The organism is Rossellomorea sp. LjRoot5 (genome assembly GCF_964253455.1).
Lineage (GTDB): Bacteria > Bacillota > Bacilli > Bacillales > Bacillaceae_B > Rossellomorea.
In genome coordinates, this window is sequence record NZ_CAXUQN020000001.1 from 1,849,604 (window position 1) to 1,870,532 (window position 20,929).

At 43.0% G+C, this 20,929-nt stretch carries 23 protein-coding genes; all 23 read left to right on the plus strand.

Annotated elements, in window-relative coordinates; translation table 11 throughout:
* Positions 1–49 precede the first annotated feature (49 nt).
* The 23 genes from ACSQ2E_RS09460 (at position 50) to ACSQ2E_RS09570 (ending at position 20,905) form a co-directional block, all read left to right on the plus strand.
* Positions 50–664, plus strand: a complete 615-nt coding sequence (locus ACSQ2E_RS09460; RefSeq protein ID WP_435990296.1) for a YphA family membrane protein — start codon at positions 50–52, stop codon at positions 662–664.
* A complete protein-coding gene (locus ACSQ2E_RS09465; protein WP_435990297.1) occupies positions 661–1,557 on the plus strand; it encodes a YIEGIA family protein in 897 nt (298 codons plus the stop codon). The genes ACSQ2E_RS09460 and ACSQ2E_RS09465 overlap by 4 nt, the downstream gene beginning before the upstream one ends.
* Complete coding sequence (locus tag ACSQ2E_RS09470; protein ID WP_435990298.1) at positions 1,554–1,745, plus strand: capping complex subunit for YIEGIA; 192 nt, start codon at positions 1,554–1,556, stop codon at positions 1,743–1,745. Before ACSQ2E_RS09465 ends, ACSQ2E_RS09470 begins: the two co-directional genes overlap by 4 nt.
* Positions 1,746–1,915: 170 nt before the next feature.
* Entirely contained in the window at positions 1,916–3,226 is a 1,311-nt protein-coding gene (gene der / locus ACSQ2E_RS09475; protein ID WP_435990299.1) for a ribosome biogenesis GTPase Der, read from the plus strand.
* Between the two features lie 16 nt (positions 3,227–3,242).
* Positions 3,243–4,289 (plus strand): NAD(P)H-dependent glycerol-3-phosphate dehydrogenase, encoded by a 1,047-nt coding sequence (locus tag ACSQ2E_RS09480; RefSeq protein ID WP_435990300.1) that lies wholly within the window; start codon positions 3,243–3,245, stop codon positions 4,287–4,289.
* Between the two features lie 339 nt (positions 4,290–4,628).
* Complete coding sequence (locus tag ACSQ2E_RS09485) at positions 4,629–4,817, plus strand: DUF2768 domain-containing protein (RefSeq protein ID WP_435994485.1); 189 nt, start codon at positions 4,629–4,631, stop codon at positions 4,815–4,817.
* A 28-nt stretch (positions 4,818–4,845) separates the two neighbouring features.
* A complete protein-coding gene (locus ACSQ2E_RS09490; protein WP_435990301.1) occupies positions 4,846–5,556 on the plus strand; it encodes a hypothetical protein in 711 nt (236 codons plus the stop codon).
* Positions 5,557–5,810: 254 nt separating this feature from the next.
* A complete protein-coding gene (gene spoIVA, locus ACSQ2E_RS09495; RefSeq protein WP_435990302.1) occupies positions 5,811–7,289 on the plus strand; it encodes a stage IV sporulation protein A in 1,479 nt (492 codons plus the stop codon).
* A 596-nt stretch (positions 7,290–7,885) separates the two neighbouring features.
* Entirely contained in the window at positions 7,886–8,158 is a 273-nt protein-coding gene (locus ACSQ2E_RS09500) for an HU family DNA-binding protein (RefSeq protein ID WP_034758336.1), read from the plus strand.
* 229 nt (positions 8,159–8,387) lie between these two features.
* Positions 8,388–8,954 (plus strand): GTP cyclohydrolase I FolE, encoded by a 567-nt coding sequence (gene folE, locus ACSQ2E_RS09505; protein WP_435990303.1) that lies wholly within the window; start codon positions 8,388–8,390, stop codon positions 8,952–8,954.
* A 12-nt stretch (positions 8,955–8,966) separates the two neighbouring features.
* Positions 8,967–9,188, plus strand: coding sequence for a trp RNA-binding attenuation protein MtrB (gene mtrB / locus ACSQ2E_RS09510; RefSeq protein WP_034758340.1), 222 nt, complete (start codon positions 8,967–8,969; stop codon positions 9,186–9,188).
* A 200-nt stretch (positions 9,189–9,388) separates the two neighbouring features.
* Positions 9,389–10,222, plus strand: a complete 834-nt coding sequence (locus ACSQ2E_RS09515; protein WP_435990304.1) for a heptaprenyl diphosphate synthase component 1 — start codon at positions 9,389–9,391, stop codon at positions 10,220–10,222.
* 6 nt (positions 10,223–10,228) lie between these two features.
* Entirely contained in the window at positions 10,229–10,930 is a 702-nt protein-coding gene (locus tag ACSQ2E_RS09520) for a demethylmenaquinone methyltransferase (RefSeq protein ID WP_435990305.1), read from the plus strand.
* Between the two features lie 27 nt (positions 10,931–10,957).
* Complete coding sequence (gene hepT, locus ACSQ2E_RS09525) at positions 10,958–11,920, plus strand: heptaprenyl diphosphate synthase component II (protein WP_435990306.1); 963 nt, start codon at positions 10,958–10,960, stop codon at positions 11,918–11,920.
* Positions 11,921–12,022: 102 nt separating this feature from the next.
* Positions 12,023–12,469 carry a nucleoside-diphosphate kinase gene (ndk, locus tag ACSQ2E_RS09530; RefSeq protein ID WP_034758349.1) on the plus strand — a complete coding sequence of 149 codons (447 nt, stop codon included), beginning with the start codon at positions 12,023–12,025 and terminating at the stop codon, positions 12,467–12,469.
* A 140-nt stretch (positions 12,470–12,609) separates the two neighbouring features.
* On the plus strand, positions 12,610–13,383 hold the full coding sequence (locus ACSQ2E_RS09535) for a CheR family methyltransferase (RefSeq protein ID WP_435990307.1): 774 nt from the start codon (positions 12,610–12,612) through the stop codon (positions 13,381–13,383).
* Between the two features lie 215 nt (positions 13,384–13,598).
* A complete protein-coding gene (aroC, locus tag ACSQ2E_RS09540; RefSeq protein ID WP_435990308.1) occupies positions 13,599–14,771 on the plus strand; it encodes a chorismate synthase in 1,173 nt (390 codons plus the stop codon).
* A 4-nt stretch (positions 14,772–14,775) separates the two neighbouring features.
* Positions 14,776–15,858, plus strand: coding sequence for a 3-dehydroquinate synthase (gene aroB / locus ACSQ2E_RS09545; RefSeq protein WP_435990309.1), 1,083 nt, complete (start codon positions 14,776–14,778; stop codon positions 15,856–15,858).
* Positions 15,859–15,911: 53 nt separating this feature from the next.
* Positions 15,912–16,277: a chorismate mutase gene (gene aroH / locus ACSQ2E_RS09550; protein ID WP_435990310.1), complete on the plus strand. Its 366-nt coding sequence runs from the start codon at positions 15,912–15,914 to the stop codon at positions 16,275–16,277.
* Positions 16,278–16,313: 36 nt separating this feature from the next.
* A complete protein-coding gene (hisC, locus tag ACSQ2E_RS09555) occupies positions 16,314–17,414 on the plus strand; it encodes a histidinol-phosphate transaminase (RefSeq protein ID WP_435990311.1) in 1,101 nt (366 codons plus the stop codon).
* Positions 17,415–17,478: 64 nt separating this feature from the next.
* Positions 17,479–18,582: a prephenate dehydrogenase gene (locus tag ACSQ2E_RS09560; protein WP_435990312.1), complete on the plus strand. Its 1,104-nt coding sequence runs from the start codon at positions 17,479–17,481 to the stop codon at positions 18,580–18,582.
* Positions 18,583–18,594: 12 nt separating this feature from the next.
* On the plus strand, positions 18,595–19,887 hold the full coding sequence (gene aroA / locus ACSQ2E_RS09565) for a 3-phosphoshikimate 1-carboxyvinyltransferase (RefSeq protein WP_435990313.1): 1,293 nt from the start codon (positions 18,595–18,597) through the stop codon (positions 19,885–19,887).
* 118 nt (positions 19,888–20,005) lie between these two features.
* Positions 20,006–20,905, plus strand: a complete 900-nt coding sequence (locus ACSQ2E_RS09570) for a hypothetical protein (protein WP_435990314.1) — start codon at positions 20,006–20,008, stop codon at positions 20,903–20,905.
* Positions 20,906–20,929 lie beyond the last annotated feature (24 nt).

Below are 20,929 nucleotides of genomic sequence, written 5' to 3' on the forward strand. Positions count from 1 at the left end.
ATACATAAAGATTTTCCATAATGTAGATAATAGGAGGGAGAGTGTGCTGATGGATGGCATTTTGTATTTATGGGTACTGTGGGGAATGTGGGTATATACGACATTTATTTTGAAAAAGTCGCATCCGGACCGTTTTCGTTATTCGTTTCTTTGTTTATTGCTCATATGTGTCTTTCCATATGGCATGATGGCCGGTTCTGTAGAAGTGTCATTTTCTGTTATTGTACTTGCACTCATTTGTATTGTTTATATACGAAATTTAAGCTTGAGAGAGAAGTTATATATGCTTGCAGCTGTTCTCTCGATGGGGATGACTTATGCAGGTATCGCATTGATTTCCATTTATGACCCGGTACTTATGTTTATAGATCGGGATATCATCCTTTCTTTGTCGGTGGTACTAGTAGGCATTCTATTCTACAGTCACTCCTCCCTATACAGGCTTCGTCTCATTGCGGTCGCTTTAAGCAGTGTCACCGGCGACTTTTTTCTGAGCGTTCCATTAAACAAGGTTGGATTTTACTATTCGATCGGGGGGGCTGCTTACCTTGACGTGCTTGCTTTAACCATCGGGCTTTTATCAGCCTTAATAATAGTAATGGAAATAAATCAGGCTGTTCACATCAAGACTCAAACAAAAAAGGGGGAAATGAAGAATATATGAATGTGTATGTGTATCCTGTAATCTTTGGCGTGGTGATGGGGACCCTGACAAGGATCTATATGCTTCGCACTGACTATCGCCAATATCCAACCTATCTGCATGGAAAAATTATACATATAGCCCTTGGGTTCATTGCGGCGGGACTTGGCACCATTGCGATTCCTGCTTTACTGGAGGAAAACTTCACGGCGATAACGTTCTTGACGGTGGCGGCTTCTCAATTCCGGGATGTGAGAAACATGGAGAGAAACACGTTGACCGAGCTGGACGCTTATGAACTTGTCCCTAGAGGGGCTACTTACATTGAAGGGATCGCCATTGCATTTGAAAGTCGAAATTACTTAGTTATTTTTACTTCTCTTCTTGCTACGATCGCTTACATCGTTTTTAATATTTATGTCGCTTTAGGGATCAGTGCGATCTGCATGGTGCTTGCTCATAAATTAATGGCCGGCGGTAGGTTGAAGGATATCGTTGATATTGAATATGTGAAGCCTCGTTTTGATGGAGCGGGATTATATGTTGATAATATTTACATCATGAATATAGGCCTTAAAGTAAGGCAGGAAGAGATCCTCCGATATGGGATGGGGTTCATCCTTTCACCCAAATCGTTTGATGCAAGGTCGACACTCGCCAATCTTGGTCAACGTCAGGCCATTCTCCATGATATGTCCACTTCACTCGGGATCTTTAAGGACTCTGGGACTCCTGCTTTGACACCTCTCGCCAAGAGGGATTTAGATGATGGAAGAATCGGGGTATTTGTCCTTCCGCAGCGAAAGGACGTAGAGAAAGCCATTGCTATTCTTGGGCAGGTACCAACCCTCGAAAATGCTATAAGGATGCCGTCTGAGTCGAAAGCGAATCAGGAGGGGAGTAAGTTAAAATGAGTACGACCATACAGAAATTCATCCTCGCAACAGTCACGACCGCACCTGAAAAAGTACCGAGTGGAACAAGTGTGTTCTATTGTAAAACGGATGATGAATTACAAAAAATCTGTGCAAACCTGGAAGCCATTCTGGACGGGATTGCCCATGAATTAGATGAGGGACTGTTCATCATCGTAAAACATTGATTGCCAGTTTATTCTTTTACTGATAAAATAGTAAAGTTAGAGGGGACTGTCCCATAAGGAAACATACCTTAAGGGCGGTCCTTCTTGTGCCAGTTTATGATAATGATTGAACAGGCTTAAAAAGAGGAAATGTAAGAACGAAACAACTTCTTACAGAAAGGGTGATGAACGTGACAAAACCAGTAGTAGCAATCGTAGGGCGTCCGAACGTCGGGAAGTCCACGATCTTTAATAGAATTGTTGGTGAAAGAATATCCATCGTTGAAGATGTACCTGGTGTAACAAGGGACCGTATATATAGTTCTGCTGAATGGCTGACGCATGAATTCAATATCATTGATACAGGCGGGATTGAACTGGGAAATGAACCATTCCTGGATCAAATCAGACAGCAGGCTGAAATTGCGATTGATGAAGCCGATGTCATTGTGTTTTTGACGAATGGCCGCGAAGGCGTCACAGCCGCTGATGAAATTGTTGCCAAAATTCTTTACAGATCAAAGAAACCGGTCGTATTAGGGATAAACAAAATCGATAATCCTGAAATGAGGGAAATGATTTATGATTTTTACTCTTTAGGATTTGGTGAGCCTTATCCTATTTCAGGTTCTCATGGGCTTGGTCTGGGAGATCTACTCGACGATGTCGTCAAGAACTTCAAACAGGAAGAGGAAGAGGATTATGCGGAGGATGTCATCAAATTTTCTTTGATCGGTCGTCCGAATGTAGGGAAATCTTCTTTAGTCAACGCTTTATTAGGGGAAGACCGTGTTATCGTCAGTAACGTAGCAGGCACGACGCGGGATGCCATTGACTCCTCCTATACGTATGATGGACAGGACTACGTCATCATTGACACAGCGGGTATGAGGAAAAAAGGGAAAGTGTATGAAACCACTGAAAAATATAGTGTGTTAAGAGCTCTCAGGGCCATTGAGCGATCAGATGTGGTCCTTTCACTCATAGACGGTGAAGAAGGAATCATCGAGCAGGACAAGAAAATCGCAGGGTATGCACATGATGCCGGTCGAGCTGTCGTCATTGTCGTGAATAAATGGGATGCCGTGGATAAAGATGAGAAAACCATGATAAAATGGGAAAAGAATATCAGGGAACATTTTCAATTCCTCGATTATGCACCAATCGTCTTCCTTTCTGCGAAAACAAAGAAGCGCATTCACACATTGCTGCCGATCATCAATACGGCAAGTGAAAATCACGCCATGCGTGTACAGTCCAGTGTGCTGAACGAAGTGGTCATGGATGCTGTTGCCATGAATCCGACACCGACTGATAATGGCAAGAGATTACGGATATACTATGCGACACAAGTGGCTGTTAAGCCTCCTACTTTCGTTGTGTTTGTCAATGACCCTGAATTAATGCACTTCTCTTACGAACGATTCTTGGAGAATAGAATCCGTGATGCATTTGGATTTGAAGGAACCCCTATTCGTATTATTGCGCGTGCTAGAAAATAATAAGGTGGGTGTAAAAATGAAAAGTTCAAAAAATGTAACGGTAGTCGGAGCAGGAAGCTGGGGCTCGGCTCTAGCGATGGTGCTGGCTGATAATGGATTGGAAGTAAGGCTATGGGGCCACAAAAAAGAACAAATCGATGAAATCAACTCTAAGCATACCAATCAAAAGTATTTGAAAGAAATCGAGCTCCCTGAATCCATTATAGGGTATCATGACCTCGGGGAGTCATTGGATGGCGTTGATACCATCATTCTGGCTGTTCCAACGAAAGCGATCCGCGGGGTCCTGGGGCAGATTCAAGAGGTTCAACGGGCCCCATTGACCGTGGTCCATGTTAGTAAGGGAATTGAACCTGATTCCCTCCTCAGGATTTCAGAATTGATCGAAGATGAAATGGCGCCTGAGAATTTACATACAGTAGTGGTATTATCAGGACCAAGCCACGCTGAAGAAGTGAGCTTAAGGCATCCAACCACTGTGACCGTTTCGTCTAAGGATATGAAGGCGGCTGAAGAAGTTCAGGACCTGTTCATGAACATGAACTTTCGTGTATACACAAATCCCGATCTCCTCGGTGTTGAAATTGGTGGGGCATTAAAGAATATCATCGCCCTTGCTGCCGGAATTACAGACGGTTTGGGGTACGGAGATAACGCCAAAGCGGCTCTGATTACACGAGGGCTTGCTGAGATTGCCCGTTTAGGAACGAAAATGGGGGCAAATCCTCTGACGTTTTCAGGGTTAACTGGAATCGGCGACCTCATCGTGACGTGTACAAGTGTGCATTCGAGAAACTGGAGAGCCGGGAATATGCTCGGGAAGGGCCATAATCTGGATGAGGTCCTGGCCAACATGGGCATGGTCGTAGAAGGGGTACGCACCACGAAAGCGGCCCATCAGCTGGCTGAAAAGTATGAAGTGAAAATGCCGATTACGGATGCCCTTTACGATGTCCTCTTCAATAAAGTCGAGGCGAAAGAAGCGGTTGATCACTTGATGGGTCGCGGGAAAACGAATGAAATGGAAGACCTTGTGAATATTCTGGGTGAACGCTTAACTTGATCTGACAATATAGGCAGGCTGGAATGATTTTTTTGCTGAATGCACAATTATTCCTCGATTTATAGGCATTCGAGGATGCGAACACTGATCTCTCTGCATACACTGTCATGAATATATACAGCTTTGCCTATGGATGGGTAGGTCTCCCTTATTAGAGCTTCTCTTAGTATGTTGACGTCTATGATGTTGAAATACTTGAGAAGCTTTTTTTTGATTTTCATCCATAAGTCCCTCCCTAAGGATTGTCACAGATTATTGAACAACCATTCTTTTCTATTCTTCAGTAAAAGTCTTATGATATAATACATTCGATAACAGGAGGGATGAACTTTGGATTCGATGATGAAGATGTGGATTTCGTTTGCCTCAATGGGATTCATGCTTTTTGCCATATTAACGATTTATTTCAGCAGATACAAGATCAAGCAGAAATTCCTGCGTTTTATCACAGCTTTCATGGCTTACATACTGATGATCGCTGGTGGGCTCATGATGATTTATATAGTATTAAGCGGACCTACCAATTAGGACCGCCCGATTGAAAGGACGTTTTAGATTGAAGCGCTTTAGTATAACAGCACTACTCCTCATACTAACCATGACCATACTTTCCGGTTGTTTGTATCCGGATGAAGAATTAAGTCAGAATCAGATTCCTTATGAAACCCAGGTGAAGGCTGTACAAGAGGCAGTGGAAACCTATCAGAAAGACAATAGCGGACTGCTTCCAATTAAGACCCGGGATCAGGATACTCCCATCTATCAGAAATATCCGATTGATTTTAGGAAATTATCCCCCAGATACTTACCTGAAATCCCGGGGAATGCTTTTGAAAATGGCGGAATTTTTCAATATGTTCTGATAAATGTGGAAGAAAAGCCCGAAGTCAAGATATTCGACCTTCGAATGGCTGAACAAATAAGAGAATTGAAAATCAGGATCCAGGCCCAAGACTACCCTCCGTTCAATAAAGAAGTAGCACACAATGTTTATACCCTGAATTATAAGGAGCTTGGCTATGACGGGGAAGTCTACGTGAATAGCCCTTATTCCAATAAAAATCTTCCCCTTGTCATCAACGGGGATGGAGACATTTTTGTGGATTACTCAATGGATTTATTTGAAGAACTCAATTCGGTAGATAAAGAATATAAAAAAGGTGAAGATATCCGGAATTTACTTGTAAAAGACACATACTTTGTTCCTGCATATTCTTTACCGTATACGGTCGATGAAAATAACGAACCTGTCTTTATGACAAAATAGGCATAACCCTTTTCTTACAAAATATATTGTAAGGGAAGGGTTATTATTTTTATGTCATCCTTTATAGGGTTATTTCATCAAAACAAATGATCATAAATGCTAAAGACATAATAAATTTTTCACTTTTCATCATAAGGGGGGAAAAAAAGCATATTAATAGTCATAAGTCATTGGGACAACATCATAAATATAGAGTGTGAGACACAGAATACACGGATGAAACATCCCTGGAATATAAGATGGGAGGGAATCTCTTGGAAAGAGTCGATCTATTTAAAGACATTGCCGAAAGAACAGGCGGAGATATCTATTTAGGTGTGGTGGGAGCAGTCAGAACAGGAAAATCAACATTCATCAAGAAATTCATGGAACTTGTCGTCCTTCCTAACATCGCAAGTGAGTCAGAGCGTGCAAGAGCGCAGGATGAATTGCCTCAAAGTGCGGCGGGCAGGACGATCATGACGACTGAACCGAAATTTGTTCCGAATCAAGCCATCTCTGTTCATGTCGATGAAGGCCTCGAAGTGAATATTAGATTGGTAGATTGTGTGGGATATACGGTCCCGGGTGCGAAAGGGTATGAAGATGAAAATGGACCCAGGATGATCAATACTCCATGGTATGAAGAACCTATACCATTCCATGAAGCGGCAGAGATCGGGACCAGGAAAGTCATCCAGGAGCATTCTACGATCGGAGTGGTTGTGACAACGGACGGCTCCATCGGGGAAATTGGAAGAGGGGACTACATTGAGGCGGAAGAGCGCGTCATCGAGGAACTGAAAGAAGTAGGTAAACCATTTATCATGGTCATCAACTCGGCGAGGCCGCATGCTCCTGAGACAGAAGACCTGAGAGTGAAACTTCAAGATAAGTATGACATCCCTGTCCTTGCCATGAGTGTGGAGAGCATGAGGGACTCAGATGTTCTCAATGTACTTAGAGAAGCGTTATTTGAATTCCCGGTATTAGAAGTGAATGTAAACCTTCCAAGCTGGGTAATGGTATTAAAGGAAGATCACTGGTTAAGACAGAACTACCAGGAAGCCGTGAAAGAAACAGTAAAGGATATTAAGCGCCTCCGGGATGTCGATCGGGTTGTCCACTACTTCAGTGAATTCGATCATATCGAACGTGCGGGACTTGCCGGTATCGATATGGGTCAAGGGATTGCTGAAATCGACCTGTTCGCCCCGGATGAACTGTACGACGAAGTTCTGAAGGAAATTGTAGGAGTGGAAATCCGCGGGAAAGATCATCTCCTGGAATTAATGCAGGATTTCGCTCATGCGAAAGCCGAATATGATCAAATTTCGGATGCCCTGAGAATGGTGAAGCAGACAGGATATGGAATTGCTGCTCCATCACTGAACGATATGAGCCTCGATGAACCTGAAATCATCAGGCAGGGAGCAAGATTCGGTGTCAGCTTGAAAGCGGTGGCTCCATCCATCCACATGATCAAAGTGGATGTCCAATCTAAGTTTGAACCGATCATCGGGACAGAAAAACAGAGCGAAGAGCTTGTGCGCTACCTGATGCAGGATTTTGAAGATGATCCGCTGTCCATCTGGAACTCCGATATTTTCGGAAGAAGCTTGAGTTCCATCGTAAGAGAAGGTATCCAGGCGAAACTCTCCCTGATGCCTGAAAACGCAAGATATAAACTTAAAGATACATTAGAAAGAATCATCAATGAAGGATCGGGTGGATTGATCGCCATTATATTATAAATGTCTTTGACCTTCTTAGGAGGGTCATTTTTTTGTCTTTCTTTTTTTAAGCGATTCACGCTCTGACTGTAGGATTTTTCACATTGTATAATTATAAATTTTCAGTAGTTTGAAAGAAGGTTGTCGAAACGACGTCAGATGCATTGAACACTTGGTATATATGGGTTTGTGGTAGGGAATGCTCAAGAAGGATGCCATCTTGGAAGGTATGCAAATCTGCTGAGAAACGGGTATGGATGTTTACGGGATTCCAAGGATGGGAAGTAAGATAGAGTACCTGACAGATGAGGGTATTGGTTGCAGTCATCCGAAAGAAGTGATAGGTTGATTAGAGTGCGAGAATAAAGGCATGGAGGGTGATTCTATTACATTTGTGTTGCAAATAAGAAAAGATTCCCATTATTTCTTGATTTGTTCTTGCTAAGGTTAATCTATTGTGATAATCTTTTAACAGAATTGTTGTTGAATATTGATTCAGCAACGTTTTCAAGCGTTTTTTCTACACATCATGTATAGAATTCGCTAAAGTTGTTTACTAATGATATTAAAGTAAATGAATCATGACTGAGACATTTCCTTGGGAGGAGGTGAATGGCATGAACAAGACAGAACTTATCAATGCTGTTGCAGAAGCTGCTGAGTTATCTAAGAAGGACGCTACTAAAGCGGTTGACGCTGTTTTCGATACAATTCAAAATTCACTTGCAAATGGTGATAAAGTACAATTAATCGGATTCGGTAACTTCGAAGTACGTGAGCGTGCAGCCCGTAAAGGTCGCAACCCACAAACAGGTGAAGAGATCGAAATCTCAGCTAGCAAAGTACCTGCTTTCAAACCAGGTAAAGCGCTTAAAGAAGCTGTAAAATAATTACATACTTTGAGCGTAACGGGAAGGTCGCATTTTTATGCGGCCTTTTTGTTTTTTTACTATTAGTATGAAATGTTCTCCCGAAAATTATGTATGAAGTTTTTTTCTTTTATTGTTGGATTTATATTAATATAAAACTTCTAAAGCACTAGTCTTTGATGACATTATGGGCTTGTGCTAATATTAACAATGTTACTATTTCTTTAAGTTATTTTAGGAGGACAACATTATGGCACAAGTCAATCATGGCCAAATTGAAGAAGCAATTCGATTAATATTAGAAGCTATTGGAGAGAATCCTAGTAGAGAAGGCTTATTAGATACGCCAAAGCGAGTGGCGAAAATGTATGCAGAAGTATTTTCAGGACTCGATCATGATCCGAAAGAATACTTTGAAACGATATTCAGTGAAGAACATGAAGAACTGGTGCTAGTGAAGGATATTCCATTTTATTCAATGTGCGAGCATCACCTTGTCCCATTCTTCGGAAAAGCACATGTTGCTTATATTCCAAGGGATGGTAAGGTGGCAGGTTTAAGTAAACTTGCAAGGGCAGTTGAATCCGTTGCCAAACGCCCTCAGCTTCAAGAAAGAATTACATCGACAGTGGCGGATACGATCATGGAAACCCTTCTTCCTCACGGTGCCATGGTAGTCGTTGAAGCGGAGCATATGTGCATGACAATGAGGGGCGTGAAGAAACCGGGCTCGAGTACAGTGACAACAGCTGTAAGAGGTACGTTCAAAGAAGACGCTCAGGCACGAAGTGAAGTTCTTTCTTTTATAAAGAATTAGGAGTGACGACGAATGAATTCAAATGATTATATTGTCATCAAAGCAATTGAGGACGGCGTGAATGTGATCGGACTGACAAGAGGGACGGACACTCGGTTTCATCATTCAGAGAAGCTGGATAAAGGCGAAGTGATGATCGCCCAATTCACCGATCACACATCTGCCATTAAGGTAAGAGGGAAAGCGACGATCGTCACCAGTTACGGCGAGGTTGAGAGTGATAATAAGAAATAATCTTCTATTCTGCTATTGGCTGATAGAAAAAAATAAAGGAGGGACGGACTAAGGAGTTTTAGGCTTCGTGGTCGTCCCCTTTGTTATAATCTCATCAAGGGGTGTAAGACTCATGCTCCCTATTGTGGAGGATTTTATGGTATAATATTTAATGCTGAAATTTTTAGACCGATACATAGTAGAAATGGGGATTACAGGGTATGAAATTCATTGATTGTAACCATCAAGCGAATATCATTCATCAATACATAGAAGAGCAGTTGCATCACTCTTATCTAAAGGAATATATCGATCAACCGTATATTGACCGGGACCGGATCTGTTTTCTGCTCCTGCCTTTCGTAAGCGAAGGACGGACGATGAGTAAAGAAGCTGTACAGTGGATTTCGACTGCCATGTTATTGCAGATAGCCCTTGATACACATGAAAAGGTTACAATCTCTGAACGTGATTCCTTAAAGGAAAGGCAGCTGACCGTACTCGCTGGAGTGTACTTCAGCAGCCTCTATTACAAAATCCTCGCAGAAACAGATGATGTAGAACTTATCTCACATTTAGCAAAAGCGATTAAAGAAATAAATGAAAGCAAAATTTCCATATACAAGGACGAACATAAGAGCATTGCTGAACTCATGAAGAAGTTAAAAACCAGAGAATCAGCGATTGTGTCCAACTTCTATCGTTCCTTTGAAGATAATAAATGGATTGGGATCGTTGAAGAATCCCTGCTTTATAAGAAGCTCGTTCAGGAGAAAATCAGTCTCGGACATTCGCAGTATACAAGTTTTATACGGGCTTTGACCACTTTGTCCAACCGAATTGATCCGGATGCACCGGACTTCCACTTAACGAAGGAAGAAAAGGGTCATCTCCTATCTCAAATAAATGAACTCATAGAAGTGACAAAGCGAAAGGTCCAAACGCAGTTAGAGGCCATTGAGCCGGACACGCCCTATTTTAAGAAGCTTATTGTAGAACTGTTACCTTATGTGGAGCCTGAACCAATGACCAAACTATACGCGGAAGAAGGGTAAAACGACATGCAGCAGTCGAAAGAACAAAAAGTCCACGGAGTATTTGAAAAAATTTATTCCAATTATGATAAGATGAACTCCGTCATCAGTTTCCAACAGCATATAAAGTGGAGGAAAGATACCATGAAGCACATGAAAGTGAAGCCTGGCTCCAAGGCCCTTGACGTTTGCTGCGGTACTGCGGACTGGACATTGGCCATCGGGGAAGAAGTTGGTGAGTCCGGCAGTGTGATGGGTCTTGATTTCAGTCAAAATATGCTTTCAATCGGTAAAGAGAAAGTCAAAGAGTCCCACCTGAACAATATCGAACTGATTCATGGGAACGCCATGGAGCTCCCTTTCGACGATAACACGTTTGATTATGTGACCATTGGCTTCGGTTTGCGAAATGTTCCCGACTATCTCCACGTCCTGAAGGAAATGAACCGCGTAGTGAAACCAGGAGGGATGGCCGTCTGCCTTGAAACCTCCCAGCCGACCATGTTCGGATTCAAGCAGATGTATTATGCATATTTCCGTTTTGTGATGCCCCTGTTCGGGAAGATTTTCGCCAAGAGCTTTAATGAATATTCCTGGCTACAGGAATCTGCCAGGGATTTTCCGGGCATGAAGGAGCTTGCACAGATGTTTGAAGAAGCTGGCTTTAAAGACATACATGTGAAGCCATATAGTGGCGGGGTTGCTGCTATGCATTCCGGCAGAAAGTAAGAAATTCGTAAATTAGGTGGAAAAACTATGAAGCTAAACAGGATGTATTCGTTTCTTAAAACGGATATAGATGAAATTGAAAAGGAATTGGAAGTGGCGATCGAGTCAGAATCCCGGCTTTTACAAGAGGCCTCCCTTCACCTTCTCCAAGCAGGTGGGAAGAGGATCCGGCCGGTATTTGTATTGCTGTCTGCGAAATTTGGACAATATGATATTAATATTGTGAAAAATGTAGCGGTAGCATTAGAGCTGATGCACATGGCTTCCCTCGTACACGACGATGTGATCGACGATGCAGAGTTAAGAAGAGGAAAGCCGACGATTAAAGCCCAATGGGATAATCGTATTGCGATGTATACAGGGGATTATATTTTTGCACGGGCCCTTGAATATATGACATCTATAAAAGTTCCTGAAGCACATCAGATTTTATCACATACACTGGTGGAATTATGTAAGGGTGAAATCGCTCAAATTGAAGATAAATATCGATTTGATCAGAACCTGCGGAATTATCTTTTACGGATTAAAAGGAAAACCGCCTTGCTTATTGCCGTAAGCTGCCAGCTTGGTGCTATTTCTTCCGGAGCTCCTGAAGAGATTCACAGGCGCCTTTACCGATTCGGTTACAATGTGGGGATGAGCTTTCAAATCACGGATGATATCCTGGACCTTACAGCAAGTGAGGAAGAACTGGGGAAACCTGCTGGCAGTGACTTGTGGCAAGGGAATATCACCCTTCCGATTCTGTACGCCATGGAAAACCCGGATTTGAAATCCAAGATTGAAAGAGTGTCGGAATATACCACTCCCGACGAAATGAAAGAGGTCATATCCTCCATCCTGGCTACCGACGCCATTGACCGGTCCCATGAGCTCAGCAGAATGTATCTGGATAGAGCCCTGAAGGATCTTGATCACCTTCCATATAACAGGGTAAAGAAAAGCCTTAAAAATATTGCAAACTATATAGGCAAGAGAAAATATTAAGAAAATTTAAAATGGAAACGTTGCCAAAACCCCCAATCAGTGTTACTATTTTTCGTGGGATGTCCTTAGGACTTCCATACATACATATTAGGAGTGGGGAAGATGGAAAAGACTTTTTTAATGGTAAAGCCGGACGGCGTACAAAGAGGATTAATCGGTGATATCGTATCACGTTTTGAAAAGAAGGGGTTTCAATTAGTCGGCGCCAAGCTTATGAGCATTTCAAACGAGCTTGCCGAAGAGCATTATGGTGAGCATAAGGAAAGACCATTCTTCGGGGAACTTGTTGACTTTATTACTTCTGGACCTGTCTTTGCAATGGTTTGGCAGGGTGAAAACGTCATCACGACTGCACGTGGCATGATGGGGGCCACTAATCCCAAGGATGCCGCTCTTGGTACGATCCGCGGTGATTTCGGTCTGACTGTCGGCAAGAACATCATCCATGGTTCCGACTCTGCTGAAAGCGCTGTAAGAGAAATTGGTCTATTCTTCAAAGAAGAAGAACTGGTTGAATATTCCAAGTTAATGAATGAGTGGGTTTACTAATAGCCCTTTGATATTTAGAAGCAGGTCGCGATTTGCGGCTTGCTTTTTTCTATGGATAAAGGTTTAACTTTTCCCTGAAATGTTCGATATAGATAATATAGCTTTATACCTTTATCGCAGCAAAGAGAGTGTGGATTCAAATGTCAAATGATTATAGTGAATTTATTCAAGGGATTAAACGAAGAACGGGTATTGATCTTTCCCTTTATAAAGAAGCCCAGATGAAGAGGAGGCTGACGGCCCTTTATGAAAAGAAAGGGTATGGAAGTTTTCAGGAGTTCTTTGGTGCGTTGAATCGGGATAGAGAAGAAATGGAAGGGTTTCTGGACAGAATGACCATAAACGTGTCAGAATTCTTCCGTAACTACAAGCGTTGGGAAATTATGGAGACAAAGATTCTCCCCCGACTGTTAGATGGGAATGCAACTTTGAAAGTATGGAGCGCAGCATGCTCAACCGGCGAAGAACCTTACACCCTTTCCATGATGCTGTCGAAGTATATTCCCCTTTCAGGCGGTTCCATCACGGCCACAGACATAGACAAAAATGCACTTCAACGGGCCATGAACGGGGTCTATCCAGAAAGGTCATTATCTGAAATCCCGGAAGAAATGAAAAAAATCCATTTCATCCAGGAAGGACCTTTGTTTAAACTGAAGGACGAAGTAAAGAGAACGGTGACCTTTAAGCAGCAAAACCTGCTTTCGGACCCATTCGAAGGGAAATACGACTTGATCGTGTGCAGAAATGTAATGATCTATTTCACAGAAGAGGCCAAAAACCTTCTTTACCATAAATTCAATGCCTCACTAAAGCCCGGCGGCGTCCTCTTCGTAGGCAGCACAGAACAAATCTTCAACCCATCCCAATACGGCTTCGAAACAGAAGACACCTTCTTCTACAAAAAAATATAAACAATGACGATGTCAATCCGCATAACTTGAATCACTTCTTTCTTCCCTTGGGGTTATAAAAAGTGAACTTTCAAAATATGGTGGATTCACATCGTTTTATATTTTTTAGGAAAATAGAATATTAGAAAAGTTTTTAAACGTAAGGACTAGGAAAGAATATAAATTCTATGTTATATTGGTACATAATTCTTTAACGAGTTGAAGGGGGAAAGTAAATGAGATACTTAACATCTGGAGAATCACATGGACCACAGTTAACGACCATCATTGAAGGGCTACCGGCAGGAATGCCGCTTGAAGCTGAAGATATAAATGAAAACCTGGCAAGAAGGCAGAAAGGCTATGGACGCGGACGAAGAATGCAGATTGAAAAGGATCGTGCCTCGATCGTCGGCGGTGTGAGACATGGATATACTCTTGGTTCTCCTTTAGGATTGGTTGTGGAGAATAAAGACTGGACTCACTGGACGAAGGTGATGGGAATCGAGCCCCTTCTTGAAGGCGGAGAAGAAGAAGTGAAGAGAAAGATCTCGAGGCCGAGACCAGGGCATGCGGATCTCGTTGGCGGAATGAAATATGGACATAGAGATCTCAGGAATGTCCTGGAACGTTCATCTGCCAGGGAGACGACTGTAAGGGTGGCAGCAGGAGCCGTTGCTAAGAAGCTATTGAAGTTATTGGATATTGAAGTTGTCGGACATGTCCTTGAAATCGGAGGCATTAAAGCAGAAAAGCTTCATTATGATTCTATAAATGAATTGAGAGAGATCACAGAAGAATCTCCTGTTCGCTGCCTGGATGAAGAGGCTGCCGGGAAAATGATGAACCTGATAGATGAAGCGAAGCAGAATGGGGATTCCATCGGAGGGGTCGTAGAAGTCATCGTTGAGGGGATGCCTGCAGGTGTGGGCAGTTACGTTCATTATGACCGTAAGCTTGATGCGAAAATTGCTATGGCGGTCATGAGTATCAACGCATTTAAAGGCGTCGAATTCGGCTTGGGCTTTGAAATGGCAAGAAAGCCGGGAAGTGAAGTGCATGATGAAATAGCATGGAGTGAGGAGCTTGGGTACTACCGGAAAACGAATCGCTTAGGAGGATTTGAAGGAGGTATGACAACGGGTATGCCGATCCGTGTCAAAGGGGTCATGAAGCCGATCCCTACTCTGTACAAGCCTCTTCAGAGTGTAGACATCGAAACGAAGGAACCCTTTAAAGCAAGCATCGAGAGATCGGATAGTTGTGCGGTTCCAGCTGCAAGCGTAGTAGCAGAAGCCGTAGTGGCATGGGAACTTGCTGCTGGCATCGTCGAACAATTCAATAGTGATCAATTTGACAAACTTCGTCAGGATATCGACAGACAACGTCAGGATTCAAAGGAGTATTAATGAAATGAAACAGGTAACCATTCAAACTGCTTCCAAGACATATGACGTGAATATTGGAGTGGAGATGACGAATGAAATTGTTTCTTTTATTAAGAAGTCCTTCCCTGATGTATCAAAGCTATGGCTCATTGCCGATGAAACGGTTTTTAAGCTTCATGGGCAAGCTTTCTCTGATGATCTCGGTCAGTCCTTTGATGTAACCATTTATCAGGCTCCCAAAGGGGAAAACGCAAAGAACTTTGCCACTTATGAAGAAGCGATAACACACGGACTCAAACATCATGTAGATCGTAAATCCATCGTGATTGCTTTCGGTGGCGGTGCCATTGGTGATCTTGCGGGCTTTATCGCATCCACCTATATGAGGGGAATCCCTTTCATCGGAGTACCGACAACGATACTGGCCCATGACAGTGCCGTAGGAGGGAAAGTGGCGATCAATCACCCGCTGGGGAAAAATATGGTCGGTCAGTTTTACCAGCCGGAAGGCGTATTCTTTGATTTGAACTACTTTTCGAGCCTTTCCGAAACGGAAATACTATCGGGATTCGCTGAAGTGATCAAACATGCCTTCTTATCTGATCAGGAGTTCTTACAGAATCTCATGCATTCTTTCCGATCACCCGCAAAACTGGATGAAAGCTTTTTAACAGATTGCCTGATTAAGGGAATACAGGTAAAGGGAGATATTGTATCAAAAGATGAACGGGAGTCAAATATCCGGGCATTCTTGAACTTCGGGCACACTTACGGCCACGCAGTTGAAAGCGCAAGCGGCTATGGAAATCGAACCCACGGGGAATCGGTCATGATCGGGATGGTCTATGCTTTGTATCTAAGTGAACGCTACTGCAAACTGTCCTTTGATATGGAGAGGTTTATAGGGTGGATCAAGTCTCTTGGGTACCATCTGAAGGTTCCTTCCAACATCGGTTTTGATACATTATACGAGGGGATGAAGCGTGATAAGAAGTCCCTGAACGGCAATCCGGTTTTCGTGTTGTTGAAAGATATCGGTGAACCAGTGATGGCAGATGTTACGGAAGAGGATTTAAAACAGGCGGATGCATACATTCGACAGTTATAGATCCCGGCGCTAAAGAGACTATAGAATACCAAGAAAAAAGGGAGAGTGGAAGAATGATCAGGGGAATTCGAGGTGCCACTACAGCAGATCGTGATAATGAAAAGGAAGTTCTCCTTTCAACTGAAAGTCTCTTAAAGGAAATGATTTTACATAATAATATTACGGCAGAAAATGTCGCATCCGTTTTTATTTCTGCAACAGATGACATTACGAGCGTATTTCCAGCTAAAGCATTAAGGGGACTCGAAGAGTGGATATATGTCCCCGTTATGTGCATGCAGGAATTGGACGTGCCTGATGGACTGTCCCGGTGCATCAGAGTGATGATCCACTTCAATACATCAACACCTCAAAGTGACATCCAACATATTTATATGAAAAATGCAGTCAGCCTTCGCCCTGACTTGAAGAACAAATAAGCGGCCATTATGAAAACGACTGAAAGGAAGTTAAACATGAAGTGGAAATCCCAGATTCAAAATCTTAAAGCATACCAGCCTGGAAAAACGATGGATGATGTAAAAGAGTTATTCAATCTTGAGAAAGTAGTGAAGCTTGCATCGAATGAAAATCCCTTCGGATGCTCCAGAAACGTTGAAACCTATCTGAAAAACAGTGCTCTTTCCCATGCGCTCTATCCTGACGGTTATGCGAAGGAGTTACGTTTTAAGATGGCAGAACATTTATCTGTGGAACCTGGACAGTTATTGTTTGGAAATGGCTCGGATGAAGTGATCGAGATCATCTCCAGGGCTTTATTGGATGGTGGTAAAAGTACGGTAATGGCAGCCCCTACTTTCCCACAATATAAGCATAATGCCATCGTTGAAGGAGCAGAGGTCCGTGAAGTTCCCCTGGATGCTGCAGGAAGGCATCAACTGGACAAAATGCTGGGAGAAATTGATGACACCACTTCGGTCGTCTGGTTATGTTCGCCCAATAATCCAACAGGGGAATATATCCGAAATAGTGAACTCATTTCCTTCTTGGACGCTGTCCCTTCCCATGTACTTGTCGTTTTGGACGAAGCGTATTATGAATATGTAGTGGCGGAGGATTATTATGATTCTTTGGAATTGTTGAAGTCATATCCTCAACTATTGATTACACGCACCTTTTCAAAAGCATATGGACTGGCAGGGTTTAGAGTGGGCTTCGGGATCGGGAATAAAGACGTGATCGGGAAACTGGAGCCGATCCGTGAACCTTTCAATAACAATTCACTTGCTCAAGGAGCGGCCTCAGCGGCCATCGATGATCAGACCTTTATCGAGGAATGCAGGAGTGAGAACCGAAAAGGACTTCAGCAGTATTACAGCTTCTGTGAGCAAAACGGCCTCGCTTATGTCCCATCGCAAGCGAACTTCGTATTGATCGACTTTGGCGTAAGTGGAGACGAGGTATTTCAATACTTGATGAGCAAGGGCTATATCGTCCGGTCCGGAGAAGCACTGGGATACCCTCATTCTGTCAGGATAACAGTAGGATCCTATGATCAAAATGAAGAGGTCATCGATAAAATGACAGAATTTCTGGCACTTCAGAAACAAGAATGATGAGCGGTCGGAGGGGCGTTGGTCCTTTCCGGCTTTTTTAAAATCAGATGTTGGAGGAGAAACGATGATTGGAACAGTGTTGATCATTGGGATGGGGCTGATCGGGGGATCCCTTTCCCTCTGCATAAAAAAAGAACACCCACATGCCAAAATTATTGGTCATGATGTGAACCATAAAGAATTGAGGTTGGCGAAATCACTGGGGGTAATCGATGAGATGTCCCTTTCATTACAGACTGCCGCTGAACAAGCAGATCTCATTATTATCTCTACACCTGTTTTTCAAACAGAAAAGATCATCGCACAATTTGAATCCCTTTCCTTGAAAGAAAGAGTTTTGATCACCGATACAGGCAGTACAAAGGAACAGATAATGAGCTCATCGGAGAGACTGACCAAAAACGGGATTCAATTTATCGGGGGCCACCCAATGGCTGGCTCTCATAAGAGCGGCGTAGCAGCTGCGAAAGAAATCCTATTTGAAAATGCCTTTTATATGCTTACGCCGGGTTCCGGTGTGACAGAGGAAAACGTCTGTAGGCTTCAAGTCTGGCTGAGGGGAACACATGCGAAATTTTTAATAGTAGAGCCAAGGGAACATGATGAGTTAACGGGGATGATCAGCCACTTTCCCCATATTGTTGCGGCTTCACTGGTTCACCAGGCGAAGGGCTCTTCGACTGAACACCCCTATTTGAGAAGGCTTGCTGCAGGAGGCTTTCGTGATATAACCCGAATAGCCTCATCCAACCCAACAATGTGGAAAGACATCACCATTCAGAACAGAGGGGTCCTGCTTTCTCTCTTAAAGGAGTGGAAAGTAGAGATGGATGAGGTCGTATCGCTCATCGAAATAAATGATTCACAGAAAATATACGATTATTTTAATGATGCGAAGACATTCAGGGATGATCTCCCTATCTTAGAAAAAGGGGCCATTCCTTCATTCTATGATTTATTTGTGGATGTCCCCGATTATCCAGGGGTGATCTCCGAAGTAACAGGGTATCTTGCACAGGAGAAAATCAGTTTGACGAATATCAGAATAATGGAAACGAGAGAAGATATATACGGAGTATTAGCGATCAGCTTTCAAACGTTGGAAGATAGAGAAAGAGCTTTGCACTGCTTAAGAGAGCAAACAAATTATGAACTATTCTTAGGATAAAGGGTGATAAGCATGGAAGCGAAGAAAAGACTGTCAAATCCAAACAGTGGTTTGAATGGAGAGCTTCACGTACCCGGGGACAAATCGATATCCCACCGCTCCATTATGTTTGGATCGGTTGCTGAAGGCAAAACGGTTATACATAACTTTCTTATGGGGGAGGATTGTTTAAGCACGATTTCCTGCTTTCGTAAATTAGGCGTTGAGATAGAGGTCTCTGAAGGTGAAGTGATCGTGTACGGTAATGGGTGGGATCACTTGAAAGAGCCCGTTGACATTCTTGATGTGGGAAATTCAGGGACCACGACCCGTCTCATTATGGGAATTCTGGCAGGAAGGCCATTTCATTCGGTTCTGATAGGTGATTCCTCGATTGCAAGAAGGCCCATGAAAAGAGTGACAGAGCCCTTAAAGCAATTCGGGACAGTGATAGATGGCCGTTCCGGAGGCAACTTTACGCCAATATCCATTAGGGGCGGAAATCTGAAAGGAATCCATTATTCTTTACCTGTGGCAAGTGCCCAGGTGAAATCCGCTCTCATTCTGGCCGGGCTTCAGGCTGAAGGAATGACTGAAATAGTCGAAAGAGAGCAAACGAGGAACCATACAGAAAAGATGATCGTCGAGTTTGGTGGAACGATCGAGAAGCACGGAGATACCATTAAAGTAAAGGGAGGACAGGTATTGAAAGGCACGGAAATCCTTGTACCTGGAGACATTTCCTCAGCAGCCTTTTTCATGGTGGCCGCAGCCATCGTTCCAGATAGTAGAGTATTGTTGAAGAATGTCGGGCTAAATGAAACGCGAACCGGTATTGTGGAAGTGATGAAGAAAATGGGTGCGTCCATTGAGGTCATGGAGCAATCAACCGAAGGTGAACCGGTCGGTGATATTATGGTGCATACGTCCAAACTTACAGGAATTGAAATCGGAGGGGACCTGATTCCTTCTTTGATCGACGAAATTCCCATCATTGCCCTTTTAGCTTCACAAGCGGACGGGAAGACCGTCATCAAGGATGCCGAGGAATTAAAAGTGAAGGAAACCAATCGAATCGATGCTGTTGTGAAGGAGCTTGGAAAGCTTGGTGCAAACATACAGGGTACAGACGACGGGATGATCATCGAGGGGAAAACCCCTTTACGCGGTGGAGAAGTCCATTCCTGGGGCGACCACCGGATTGGCATGACTCTGGCAGTCGCTTCCCTGTTAACGGACTCAGATGTATATTTAGAAGATGCAGAGGCCGTGAAGATCTCGTATCCGACTTTCTTTGAACACATCAACAAACTGTTGGCGAACTGAATCAATAATGTGAGAGGTGGTTGGTCTTAGGGCTAAATCCGCCTCTCTTTTTAATGAGTGGGTGGCATGAATTCATCCTTCCCTTCATAGCTTGTCTATAAAGGAAGGTGATGACGGGTTGAGCACCTATATCATTGAAAACGCCAATTGGGTAAAGGACACCAAGCATACTCACTCTTCACTATTGATAAAAGACGGCAGGATTTCAGCCATCAGGAACAGCTTTCAGTACTACAAGTACATGAAAATGGATGTTTCCCTTTTTTTGATGACGCCCGGACATGTCATGTGTGACTTAATGGTACCCCAAGGGAGTGATTTTTCCACCGTAAAGAACTATTACCTTGACGAATTTATAAAAAGAGGGTGTACCACGGTTTTAACGGCTTTTTCAATACAGTATGAGTATGAATTTCTTAAACGATTAAATGAACGGAAAACAGCGTTGCTCAACAGTCCCATTGATTATACGATAGGATTAAAAATATCTGCGAATCTGATTACCCCGAACATCATACGGGCATGTAAGCGGCATAAAGTTCCTGTCATCTGGATCGATCTGGACGAAGCAGCTGTATTAAGAGACATTCCGTGGGGATGGATCAAAGGATTATTGTATGATTACCCTATTACTTTTGTCCCTTTTTTTACGACAGACATAGACAATAAAACCAAAATGAAGCATCTTAAAATATGGCAGAATTCGATGAAAAGCGAGGGTATTCCCCATATTCCTGCTGAAATCCCCGAAAAAGAACCACTGAAATTAAGCATATTGAAGAAAATTGGAATATATCCCCTTAGAGGAAATTTTTTGGTTGGTGGAGAAATATGTTATAACCTCTATATGAAGCCTGAAGGCGAGTTGGGTGCTGAGCCATTATCATTTCATTATGATCATCATGTGCTAAAATGTACTATGAACAAAGGGAAATATCATTATATAAATAATCGAGGTCATTTTTATCCTGGAGCTGGTGAAGAACTGATCATACAAACCCCGGGATATTTTACTTAATTGAATACAAGCTTTTTTATAGAA